The organism is Streptomyces sp. AcH 505 (genome assembly GCF_000818175.1).
Lineage (GTDB): Bacteria > Actinomycetota > Actinomycetes > Streptomycetales > Streptomycetaceae > Streptomyces.
In genome coordinates, this window is sequence record NZ_JTIY01000001.1 from 4,480,562 (window position 1) to 4,489,647 (window position 9,086).

Annotated in this window: 8 protein-coding genes and 1 pseudogene; 4 read left to right on the top strand and 5 right to left on the bottom strand. The window is 70.1% G+C overall.

What is annotated here, in order from left to right; genetic code table 11:
• A partial coding sequence (locus HY68_RS45335; protein ID WP_041996690.1) for a PH domain-containing protein occupies window positions 1–426 on the top strand: 426 nt, incomplete at its 5' end.
• Between the two features lie 66 nt (window positions 427–492).
• On the opposite strand, the gene pgl is transcribed toward HY68_RS45335, so the two are convergent.
• Genes pgl through tkt form a run of 5 tightly spaced genes read right to left on the bottom strand, consistent with a single transcriptional unit; the run spans window position 493 to window position 7,055 of the window.
• Window positions 493–1,275: a 6-phosphogluconolactonase gene (gene pgl / locus HY68_RS20475; protein WP_041990935.1), complete on the bottom strand. Its 783-nt coding sequence runs from the start codon at window positions 1,273–1,275 to the stop codon at window positions 493–495.
• Complete coding sequence (gene opcA / locus HY68_RS20480) at window positions 1,272–2,279, bottom strand: glucose-6-phosphate dehydrogenase assembly protein OpcA (protein ID WP_041990937.1); 1,008 nt, start codon at window positions 2,277–2,279, stop codon at window positions 1,272–1,274. The genes pgl and opcA overlap by 4 nt, the downstream gene beginning before the upstream one ends.
• Window positions 2,276–3,808, bottom strand: coding sequence for a glucose-6-phosphate dehydrogenase (gene zwf, locus HY68_RS20485; protein WP_041990939.1), 1,533 nt, complete (start codon window positions 3,806–3,808; stop codon window positions 2,276–2,278). Before zwf ends, opcA begins: the two co-directional genes overlap by 4 nt.
• 4 nt (window positions 3,809–3,812) lie before the next feature.
• Complete coding sequence (gene tal / locus HY68_RS20490) at window positions 3,813–4,931, bottom strand: transaldolase (protein WP_041990941.1); 1,119 nt, start codon at window positions 4,929–4,931, stop codon at window positions 3,813–3,815.
• 33 nt (window positions 4,932–4,964) lie between these two features.
• Complete coding sequence (tkt, locus tag HY68_RS20495) at window positions 4,965–7,055, bottom strand: transketolase (RefSeq protein WP_041990942.1); 2,091 nt, start codon at window positions 7,053–7,055, stop codon at window positions 4,965–4,967.
• Window positions 7,056–7,358: 303 nt separating this feature from the next.
• On the opposite strand from tkt, the gene HY68_RS20500 reads away from it, so the two are divergent.
• From HY68_RS20500 to HY68_RS20510, 3 genes and pseudogenes are all read left to right on the top strand, one after another.
• Complete coding sequence (locus HY68_RS20500) at window positions 7,359–8,309, top strand: heme o synthase (RefSeq protein ID WP_041990944.1); 951 nt, start codon at window positions 7,359–7,361, stop codon at window positions 8,307–8,309.
• A gap of 30 nt (window positions 8,310–8,339) precedes the next feature.
• Entirely contained in the window at window positions 8,340–8,750 is a 411-nt protein-coding gene (locus tag HY68_RS20505; RefSeq protein WP_241778628.1) for a hypothetical protein, read from the top strand.
• A gap of 135 nt (window positions 8,751–8,885) precedes the next feature.
• A pseudogene (locus tag HY68_RS20510) lies at window positions 8,886–9,086 on the top strand (amidohydrolase); the annotation flags it as partial.

Below are 9,086 nucleotides of genomic sequence, written 5' to 3' on the forward strand. Positions count from 1 at the left end.
CTGCGCCGCGCGCTGGCCGCCGCCCTGGCGCCGGTGCTGCTCCTCACGGTCCTCGGCCTGCTCCTCACGGACGTCCTGCTGCAGGTCGCGGCGGGCCTGGCCGTGGTCGCCCTGCCCACGGCGGTGCTGCTCGCCCTCGACGCGGCCCGGAACCTCGGCCACGGCATCAGCGGCGGCTATCTGGTCGCCCGCTCCGGCACCCTGCGCCGCTCGACGGTCGCCCTCCAGCGTGCGGGCGTCATCGGCTGGACGGTCCGCCAGTCCGTCTTCCAGCGCCGCGCGGGGCTGCTCACCCTGACGGCGACCACAGCGGCGGGCGACGGCGCCTACCACGTACGGGACGCGGCCCAGGCCGAAGGCCTCGCCTTCGCCGAGGAGGCCGTACCGTCCCTGCTGACCCCGTTCCTGGACCGCGGCCCCGCCTGACACGCACCACGGCCCGGTCCGCCGTGGAGGCGAACCGGGCCGTGGTATCGACGAGTTGACGGTGTGTCAGGCGGAAGCCGCCGGATACAGGTCGCGCGGCAGTTTCGACGCCGCCGCCTCGTCCAGCAGCCACAGCGTGCGGCTGCGGCCGTACGCGCCCGCCGCCGGGGCCTGGATCTCGCCCGCGCCGGACAGCGCGATCTCCGCCGCCTCCGCCTTGTCCTCGCCCGCGGCGAGCAGCCACACCTCGTGCGCTGCCCGGATCGCCGGGAGCGTGAACGAGATGCGCAGCGGTGGCGGCTTGGGCGCGCCCTGGACGGCGACGACCGTCCGCTCCGTCTCCCGTACGCCCGGCAGCTCCGGGAAGAGCGAGGCGACATGCGTGTCGGGTCCGACGCCCAGCATCAGCACGTCGAAGCTCGGCACCTGCGCGTGGTCCTCGGGCCGTGCGGCCGCGGCGAGTTCGGTCGCGTACGCCGCTGCCGCCGCCTCCACGTCACTGCCGTACGGGCCGTCCGACGCGGCCATCGCGTGCACCCGCGCGGGGTCCAGCGGAACCGAGTCGAGCAGCGCCGCACGGGCCTGTGTCACATTGCGCTCCGGATCGCCGTCCGGCAGGAAGCGCTCGTCGCCCCACCACAGGTCGAGCCGCGACCAGTCGACCGCGTCCCGGGCGGGCGCCGACGACAGCGCGGCCAGCAGGCCGTTGCCGTTGCGCCCGCCCGTGAGGACGATCGAGGCGTGGCCACGGGAGGCCTGGGCGTCCACGATCTTCGTGATCAGCCGGGCCGCCGTGGCCTGCGCCATCAGTTCCTTGTCGCGGTGCACGACCAGCTGGGGCACGCTCACTTCGACGCCGCCTTCTTGGCGGGCGCCTTCTTCGCTGCTGCGGCCGGAGCGGCCTTGTCACCGGCCGCCGACGACGAGCCGTCGTCGAGCCGCTCGACGCCGAGCTTCAGCGCCGACGCGTACGTCTCGTCCGGGTCGAGCCTGCGCAGCTCCTCGGCGATCAGCTCCGAGGTCTCCCGGCGCTTCAGCGCCACGGCGCGGTCCGGCTGGCCCTCGATGGAGAGCGTCGCCAGCGAGCCGTCGGCCCGGTCGAGCACGATCGGACCGCAGGTCGTCTCCATCCGGACGGCGGTGAGGCCGGGACCGCTGGAGACGGAGCGCTTGACCGCCACATGCAGCCGGTCGGCGAGCCACATGCCGAGCAGCTCGCAGCTCGGGTTGAACTCCTCGCCCTCGACCTCGACCGCGGTGACCTCGCAGTCGACCTGGTCGAGCGCGGCGGCGAGCATCGAGCGCCACGGGGTGATCCGGCTCCAGGCCAGGTCCGTGTCGCCCGGGGTGTACACCGCCTGCCGGGCCGCCAGCTCCTGCACGGGGTGCTGGGCGGCGTACGTGTCCGTCACGCGCCGCTGGGCCAGCTTGCCCAGCGGGTCCTTCGCCGGGTTGGCCGGCGAGTTGACCGGCCACCAGACGACGACGGGCGCGTCGGGCAGCAGCAGTGGCAGCACCACGGACTGGGCGTGGTCGATGACCTCGCCGTACAGCCGCAGCACCACCGTCTCGCCGGTGCCCGCGTCCGCGCCGACCCGTACCTCGGCGTCGAGGCGCGCGTTGGCCCGGTCGCGCGGCGAGCGCGAGGGGCGCTTGACGACGACCAGGATCCGCGACGGGTGCTCCCTGGAGGCGTCACTCGCCGCCTTGAGCGCGTCGTACGCGTTCTCCTCGTCGGTGACGATGACCAGGGTGAGGACCATGCCGACGGCGGGCGCGCCCACCGAACGGCGGCCCTGTACCAGCGCCTTGTTGATCTTGCTGGACGTGGTGTCCGTAAGGTCGATCTTCATGGCCGACGCCAGCTCCGTCCGTCTCGTGCGAGCATTTCGTCCGCCTCGACAGGACCCCAGGTCCCGGACTCGTACTGCGCGGGCTTGCCGTGCTTGTCCCAGAACTGCTCGACCGGGTCGAGGATCGTCCAGGACAGCTCCACCTCTTCCGTGCGCGGGAAGAGGTTCGAGTCGCCGAGCAGCACATCGAGGATGAGCCGCTCGTACGCCTCGGGGCTCGACTCGGTGAAGGACTCGCCGTAGGCGAAGTCCATCGACACGTCCCGCACCTCCATCGAGGTGCCGGGCACCTTGGAGCCGAACCGCATCGTCACGCCCTCGTCCGGCTGGACCCGGATCACCAGGGCGTTCTGCCCCAGCTCCTCGGTGGCCGTGTGGTCGAAGGGGGAGTGCGGCGCGCGCTGGAAGACGACCGCGATCTCGGTGACGCGGCGACCGAGACGCTTGCCGGTACGGAGGTAGAAGGGGACGCCCGCCCAGCGGCGGTTGTCGATCCCGACCTTGACCGCGGCGTAGGTGTCGGTCTTCGACTTGGGGTCGATACCGTCCTCCTGCAGATAGCCGACGGCACGCTCGCCGCCCTGCCATCCGGCGGCGTACTGCCCGCGCACCGTGTCGGCGCCCAGGTCCTGCGGCAGCCGTACGGCGCCCAGCACCTTGGTCTTCTCGGCCGCGAGCGCGTCCGCGTCGAAGGAGGCGGGCTCCTCCATGGCGGTCAGCGCGAGCAGCTGGAGCAGGTGGTTCTGGATGACGTCACGGGCGGCGCCGATGCCGTCGTAGTACCCGGCCCGGCCGCCGATGCCGATGTCCTCGGCCATGGTGATCTGGACGTGGTCCACGTACGACCGGTTCCAGATCGGCTCGAAGAGGGTGTTGGCGAACCGCAGCGCCAGGATGTTCTGGACGGTCTCCTTGCCCAGGTAGTGGTCGATCCTGAAGACCTCGTTGGACGGGAAGACCTCGTGGACGACCTTGTTCAGCTCCTTGGCGGACGCCAGGTCGTGGCCGAACGGCTTCTCGATGACCGCGCGGCGCCAGGAGCCTTCCTTCTGGTCGGCGAGCCCGTGCTTCTTGAGCTGCTGGACGACCTTCGGGAAGAACTTCGGCGGCACGGACAGGTAGAAGGCGAAGTTGCCTCCGGTGCCCTGCTTCTTGTCGAGGTCCTCGATCGTCGCCTTCAGGTTCTCGAACGCCTCGTCGTCGTCGAAGTCGCCCTGGACGAAGCGCATCCCCTGGATGAGCTGCTGCCAGACCTCCTCGCGGAACGGCGTGCGCGCGTGCTCCTTGACGGCGTCGTGGACCTCTTGCGCGAAGTCCTCGTCCTGCCACTCGCGGCGCGCGAAGCCGATGAGCGAGAAGCCCGGCGGCAGCAGGCCGCGGTTGGCCAGGTCATAGATGGCGGGCATCAGCTTTTTGCGGGACAAATCGCCCGTGACGCCGAAGATGACCAGGCCCGACGGCCCCGCGATACGCGGGAGCCGTCGGTCCTGAGCGTCACGGAGCGGATTCACTCCGTGGGTTGCGGTCAAGGGTTCAGCCCTCCGAAGGGGCGAGGCGCTTGAGCTCCGCCTCGGTCGACTTGAGCAGATCGGTCCAGGACGCCTCGAACTTCTCGACGCCCTCGTCCTCCAGCAGCTGGACGACCTCGTCGTACGAGATCCCCAGCTTCTCGACGGCCTCGATGTCGGCGCGCGCCTGGTCGTACGTGCCGCGCACCGTGTCACCGGTGATCGAGCCGTGGTCGGCGGTGGCGTCGAGCGTCGCCTCCGGCATGGTGTTGACCGTGTTCGGGGCGACCAGGTCGTCGACGTACAGGGTGTCCTTGTACGCCTTGTCCTTCACACCCGTGGAGGCCCACAGCGGACGCTGCTTGTTGGCCTGCGCCCGGTCGAGGGGCGCCCAGCGCTCGGAGCTGAAGACCTCTTCGTACGCCTCGTAGGCGAGCCGGGCGTTGGCCACGGCCACCTTGCCGCGCGCCGCCTTCGCCTCGTCCGTGCCCAGTGCGTCGAGCCGCTTGTCGATCTCGGTGTCCACCCGGGACACGAAGAAGGACGCCACCGAGTGGATCTTGGAGAGGTCGAGGCCGGCGGCCTTCGCCTTCTCCAGACCCGACAGGTAGGCGTCCATGACCTTGCGGTAGCGCTCCAGCGAGAAGATCAGCGTGACGTTGACGCTGATGCCCCTGGCGATGGTCTCCGTGATCGCCGGCAGACCTGCCTCGGTCGCGGGGATCTTGATGAGCGTGTTCGGGCGGTCCACCAGCCAGGCGAGCTGCTTGGCCTCGGCGACGGTCGCCCGGGTGTTGTGCGCGAGCCGCGGGTCCACCTCGATCGAGACCCGGCCGTCCTGGCCGCCGGTCGCGTCGAAGGTCGGACGCAGGATGTCGGCCGCGTCACGCACGTCCGCCGTCGTGATCATCCGGACGGCTTCCTCGACCGTGACCCGGCGCGTGGCCAGGTCGGTGAGCTGGGTGTCGTACCCGTCGCCCTGCGAGATCGCCTTCTGGAAGATCGAGGGGTTCGTGGTCACGCCCACCACATGCTGCTGGTCGATCAGTTCGGCCAGATTGCCGGACGTGATCCGCTTGCGTGAAAGGTCGTCGAGCCAGATCGCGACGCCTTCGTCGGAGAGGCGCTTGAGTGCGTCTGTCATGAGAGTTGCATCTCCTACTGTCGTATACCGGCGTCAGCGCGCTGAGGCTTCAAGAGATTCCCGGGCCGCCGAGACCACGGCTTCGGCGGTGAATCCGAACTCGCGGAAGAGCACCTTGCCGTCGGCCGAGGCACCGAAGTGCTCCAGCGAGACGATGCGTCCTGCCTCTCCCACGAACCGGTGCCAGGTGAGCCCGATCCCGGCCTCGACCGCCACCCGCGCCTTCACGGACGGCGGCAGCACCGAATCCCGGTACCCCTGGTCCTGCTCGTCGAACCATTCGACCGACGGCATCGACACGACACGCGCCGGGACGCCCGCGGCCTGAAGCTGCTCGCGCGCCTCGACGGCGAGCTGCACCTCGGAGCCCGTGGCGATCAGCACGACCTGCGGCGCCGTCTTCTGTCCGTCCTGACCCTCGGCGTCGAACAGGACGTAACCGCCCTTGGCCGCGTCCTCGTTGGCCTCGTACGTCGGGACGCCCTGGCGGGTCAGCGCCAGACCGTGCGGCGAGCGCTTCGCGTGCCGCTTCAGGATCTCGCGCCAGGCGATCGCCGTCTCGTTGGCGTCCGCGGGCCGCACGATGTTCAGCCCGGGGATCGCGCGCAGCACCGCGAGGTGCTCGACCGGCTGGTGCGTCGGGCCGTCCTCGCCGAGACCGATCGAGTCGTGCGTCCACACGTAGGTGACGGGCACCTGCATCAGCGCCGCCAGCCTGACCGGCGCGCGCATGTAGTCGGAGAACACCAGGAAGGTGCCGCCGTAGATACGGGTGTTGCCGTGCAGCGAGATGCCGTTCATCGTCGAGCCCATGGCGTGCTCACGGATGCCGTAGTGCACCGTGCGGCCGTACGGGTCGGCGCCCGGCAGCGGGTTGTCCGCCGGGAGGAACGACGACGTCTTGTCGAAGGTGGTGTTGTTCGAGCCCGCGAGGTCGGCCGAACCGCCCCACAGCTCGGGGATGACACCGCCGAGCGCTTCCAGGACCTTGCCCGAAGCGGCGCGGGTGGCAACGGACTTGCCGGTCTCGAAGGCCGGCAGATGGGTCTCCCAGCCCTCGGGCAGCTCGCCCGCCCTGATCCGGTCGAACGTGGCGGCGCGCTCCGGGTTGGCGGTGCGCCACGCGGCGAACGACTTCTCCCACTCGCCGCGCACCTCACGGCCGCGGTCCAGCGCCTCGCGGGTGTGCGCGAGCACCTCGTCGGAGACGTCGAAGGTCTTCTCCGGGTCGAAACCGAGGACCTTCTTCGTGGCGGCGACCTCGTCCTCACCGAGCGCCGCGCCGTGCGCCGCGCCGGTGTTCTGCGCGTGCGGGGCGGGCCAGGCGATGATCGAGCGCGCCGCGATGAAGGAGGGGCGCTCGGTCTCCGCCTGCGCTGCCTTCAGCGCGTTGTACAGGCCGACCGGGTCGAGGTCGCCGTTCTCCTGCTGCTCGACGCGCTGGACGTGCCAGCCGTACGCCTCGTAGCGCTTGAGGGTGTCCTCGGAGACCGCGGTCTCCGTGTCGCCCTCGATGGAGATGTGGTTGTCGTCCCACAGCAGGACCAGATTGCCGAGCTTCTGGTGGCCCGCGAGCGAGGACGCCTCACCGGAGACACCCTCCTGGAGGCAGCCGTCACCGGCGACGGCCCAGATGGTGTGGTCGAACGGGGAGGTGCCCGGCGCCGCGTCGGGGTCGTAGAGACCGCGCTCGTAGCGCGAGGCCATCGCCATGCCCACGGCGTTCGCGACACCCTGGCCGAGCGGGCCCGTGGTGGTCTCGACGCCGACGGTGTGTCCGTACTCCGGGTGGCCGGGGGTCTTCGAACCCCAGGTGCGGAACGACTCCAGGTCGTCCAGCTCCAGGCCGTAGCCGGCCAGGTAGAGCTGGATGTAGAGGGTCAGAGACGAGTGACCGGCCGACAGGACGAATCGGTCCCGGCCGGTCCACTGGGCGTCGGCGGGGTCGTGCCGCAGAAGCTTCTGGAACAGCACATAGGCGGCAGGCGCCAGGCTCATGGCCGTACCGGGATGGCCGTTGCCGACCTTCTGTACGGCATCCATGGCCAGGACGCGGACGGTGTCGACTGCCCGACGGTCCAGATCGGTCCACTCGAGGTCTGTGGTGGTCGGCTTGGTGCTCACCCTGAGTCAGGGCTCCTCTCCACATGTCGAATCCCGGTGTCTGAGGGCGCACCGGTTCGTTGTTGAGCCTACCCTCGCGGTGCCGCCCGGCTTTTCGACTGCCCGTCGGTGAACAAGGGACACTGCCAGGGTGCCGCGCCGGGGCTCTCTTCGCCTCCCGGCGGCGGGTTCCGGCACCCCCAACACGAGCGCACCCCCGCGAAGAACGACCTATGGGCAACGTCTAGAGTGGCGTGGTAAGCGCGAGCCTTTACCGGGCCTTCACGTCCGGAGCTTGCTGAGATTTCTCTGTCAGGGGTATGCGTGACGGCCGTCGAGTCCCGACCCGCAGGGGTCGCCGCCTTGACTCCGAGCCCGAGGGGCCATCGGCCGTTCGGAGCCCGCGCCAAGGCATTCGTGGCACTGACCAAGCCACGGATCATCGAGCTGTTGCTCATCACCACCGTTCCGGTGATGTTCCTCGCCTCGCAGGACGTACCGGATCTCTGGCTGGTGCTCGTCACCTGCGTCGGCGGTTATCTCTCCGCCGGCGGCGCCAACGCGCTCAACATGTACATCGACCGCGACATCGACGCCCTGATGGACCGTACGTCGCAGCGTCCGCTGGTCACCGGCATGGTCTCGCCGCGCGAGTGCCTGGCCTTCGGTCTCGGCCTCGCGGTCTTCTCGACGCTGTGGTTCGGACTTCTGGTCAACTGGCTGTCGGCGGCGCTGTCGTTGGGCGCCCTGCTCTTCTACGTCGTCGTCTACACGATGATCCTCAAGCGGCGTACCTCGCAGAACATCGTGTGGGGCGGGATCGCCGGCTGCATGCCCGTGCTGATCGGCTGGTCCGCCGTCACCAACTCGGTGTCCTGGGCCCCGGTCATCCTCTTCCTGGTGATGTTCTTCTGGACGCCGCCGCACTACTGGCCGCTGTCGATGAAGGTGAAGGACGACTACGCACGCGTGGGCGTCCCGATGCTGCCGGTCGTCGCGTCCAATCGGGTGGTCGCCCGGCAGATCGTCGCCTACAGCTGGGTGATGGTCGCCGTCTCGCTGCTGCTGACCCCGCTGGGCTACACCGGCTGGTTCTACACCACGGTCGCGCTGGTCGCCGGCGGCTACTGGCTGTGGGAGGCGCACGGGCTGAACTCGCGCGCCAAGGCGGGCGAGGTGGGCGCCAAGCTCAAGGAGATGCGGCTGTTCCACTGGTCCATCACCTACGTCTCGATCCTCTTCGTCGCCGTAGCGGTGGACCCCTTCCTCCGATAACCCGTTCTACCGCCCGGTAGCATCGTCGGCATGGCTGAGACGGAGCAGGGCGACCAGGCGGGCAAGCCGGACCGGGCGGACGAGCCGGGCCAGGCGAACGAGTCGGGCAAGACCCAGGCGGACAAGGCGCTGGCCAGGCGCGAGGCGCGGGACGCCCGCAAGGTGGCCAGGCTCGCCAAGGAGATCAAGGCCTTCGGCGCGAAGCACGGCGGCGCCGAGGGGCACCTCGCGTATCTCGGCCAGGAGGGCACCCGTATTGTCCTCGTCGGCGAGGACGGCGGCTGGGGCGACCTGGTCGCCCCCACCCACGCCGTCGCGCTGAGCGCGGCCGAGAGCGCCGAGCTGACCCTCCACGAATCGTTCGACGGCGAGCTGGCAGCGAAGGTCAGCACAGGCCCGTACGAGTGGAAGCGGATGGCCGGCATCCAGCTCGGCCACTGACGCCGGGCCTCGTACGTCGGGTACCGCGTACGTCGGGTACCGCGTACCGCGCGGGACGGAAGCGGCACCTGGGGCGCCACCGGAACGCGGCTCGGCCCGTTAGGACTGTACAAGCGGTCCACGACGGGAAACCCGATGATCGAAACAGCGTCCATGGTGGACCAGTACTGCCACGGAGTACTCCGTACGGAACTGGGCCTCGGCACCTTCGAGGCCCAGCTCGGCAGGACGGCGGGCGCCCCGGCCGCCGGCACCACCTTCTTCGACACCCAGACCGGGTTCGCCGTACGGCGCTGGTGCCCACCGCTCCTCGGCCTTGAGCCGCACTGCGCGCCG